This is a genomic window from Anaerosporobacter sp. (assembly GCF_965301125.1).
Map to the genome: position 1 here is coordinate 1 of NZ_CBDLAM010000318.1, position 2,702 is coordinate 2,702.

Annotated in this window: 2 protein-coding genes; both read right to left on the bottom strand. The window is 33.6% G+C overall.

Annotated features, from left to right (window positions below):
• Positions 1-124 precede the first annotated feature (124 nt).
• Complete coding sequence (locus ACW2QF_RS19285) at positions 125-2,065, bottom strand: ABC transporter ATP-binding protein (protein WP_455717643.1); 1,941 nt, start codon at positions 2,063-2,065, stop codon at positions 125-127.
• Positions 2,066-2,116: 51 nt separating this feature from the next.
• On the bottom strand, positions 2,117-2,626 hold the full coding sequence (locus tag ACW2QF_RS19290) for a signal peptidase II (RefSeq protein WP_455717644.1): 510 nt from the start codon (positions 2,624-2,626) through the stop codon (positions 2,117-2,119).
• Positions 2,627-2,702: the final 76 nt, after the last annotated feature.

Here is a 2,702-nt window from a genome sequence, read left to right on the forward strand (position 1 = left end):
ACTTCCTATGATAGGAATAAATGGATCTGTAGCTTGTAATACTGATCCTATTAATGTTACTGGAATAAAATTTCGATCTAAGGAGTGAACCATCTTCAGTAATCGATAGGTATCCTTGCCTATTTTAGATGCCTGCTTCATATCGCTCCACCTCCTTTTGATAGTAGTGTGCTTGTATCTGGTACATATCTGCATATTTACCGTTTTGATTCATCAAGGTTTCATGATTTCCTTCTTCTATAATCTTTCCATTCTCTAAGAATAGAATTCGATCACAAAAACGCGTAGAACTTAATCGATGGGATATAAACACCGAGATTTTTCCCTTACACAAGTCCGCATATTCTTCGTATAATTCACTCTCCGCAATCGGATCCAGCGCTGCCGTTGGTTCATCAAGAATTAAGATAGGTGCGTTCTTATATAATGCACGTGCCAACATCAATCGTTGTGTCTCCCCACCAGATAACTGGATACCCTCTGCATCTAAAACCTGTGTCAGCGAAGTATGAATTCCTTTTTGTAATGAGCTAACTTTATTCCATAGATTTGCTTGTTTCAAAGCATCAACCACTCGTTCTTCTTCGTAGATGTTAGTTTCTGAAGTTTCCGATTCTAATTTTGTATAAGCTCGGCTACAGAGATTGTCAGTTCCACATTGCTCCATCTGTTTCATCTCTTGTTTTGACCAAGCACAGGAAACATTCTTAGCAATTGAAAAAGGAAGTACATGAACATCTTGAAACAGAATTGAAATATATCGATAATATTGTTCTTTGTCTAACTTGGCTATATCTTGACCATCAACCAGAATTCTGCCTCCATTTAACGGATATAATCCACACATTAATTTCATTAATGTTGTCTTTCCTGCTCCATTCACTCCTACTAATGCTAGCTTTTCTCCCTCTTTAATTGTTAAAGAAAAATGATCAAAAATCATGTTTTCATCGTAACCAAAGCTGACATCCTCAAAGGTTATTGTATGACAAGAGTCTGGTATATATTGTTCTTCCCTATGTTCTTGCTCTCTTTCAACCTTTTCTTCATTAATATAAGCACGAAATAAAGCAATTCCATCATTAATTTTTCGTAGATATGTATAGCTATCAACAATTTGACTTATCCATGTTCCAAATCCAGCAACGACTCCAATATACAATAGAAACTCTGCAACCTCCATTGATCCTTGCATTAATTGATAAACCAAAAATCCATATGCGAAACCATCTCGAATGAGCGATGTGACTTTCACCGCTACATCTGAATAACAATGTCGTTTTTGTATATGATTATATACTGCTGTAGCTTCCTTTGTATTCGTTTCAAGCTCATCTTCAAACCAATCATACATATGATACATACGAATATCCTTCGCCTTCTCTGTATTAATGGACTCTCTTTTCAGATACCAAAACCTTCTATTATTATCCCAGAAATATGGTATATGCTTGAATTGATAACGAATTGCCTTAGACTTAGCAAAACAATTGATAACTGAAGTTAGAAACAATATTACAAGTAATAATGGATGTACTCTACCCGCCAGACATGCATACAACAAAAATCCTACCATATTGACTATAAGAGAACTTCCATATAGATAGAAACCACGAATACCAGAATAGTTGCCCATCCCGTCTCCATCCACTAAACTACTTCTCACTTCATGCAGTCGTTCTTGTTCCTCATTACTCTCTAATTTTTTCAAATCACAGGATAACACTTTATCTTTTAGTTTTCTCCAATACTGAACTTCTGTAAGTACAAAAACCATATTATCAATTTGTTGGTGAACAAACGTTCGCACAAGATTCAAAATCAAGATACCACCAATCCATACGAGAATATGAATCAATAACTTTTCCAGTACTATTTTATCCTGTAATAATCGTACCACTTGTGCTGGTATTAGTATTAATAAAAAAGGTATAATAATTTGAATCAATATATCCAATAGTAAATAGATGTAGTAACGATAACCTATGATCTTCATATCTGCTAGAGCATACTTAGCATTTTTTAAAAGTGTATAATGTTTTCTTGCTTCTTCTCTACTTAACATATTTTATCTCCCTCTCATGTGTTATGTAATACAAATTTTCCTATCCTTTTACTACTTCTTAAAACAAAATTTTAGATATTCCTTAGCTGATATTTCTTTCTCATGCTTAAACCCAATTACAAAAAAAAAGCACTCGGCTATCGTTATGTAGCAATCCTTAATATCGCATATGAAGAAACTTGATATCTGTATGAAATCCAAGCTTCCTCCCCAAAATACTTTATCAATGAAGCTACATAAAGAACCAGCCATACCATATATATATATGGTATCAACTGGCACGCTTGGTTTATTCTTCTTACTTCGATAGAAGGAATATCCACTTATAAATAGAGCAATAATCAATATATTAATACTCAAAACCACCCACATATTACTTAAAATCGCCACAAAATTGCCACCCCACGTCAAGTTTGTGTTCTGAGATGGATTGAATCTAATAATATTTCCTAGAATATCACATTCCTCATCTATTAGCCATTTACTTATTATTAACTTAACCCCTTGATCAAAAGCTATAAGAATCATGATTTTATTAATATATTCTTTTAGATACTTCATTGAAATCTTTCTCCCCCTATAATAAAAAATCAATCATGAAATGTATCATGATTGGTGCAATAATACGTACTTATAC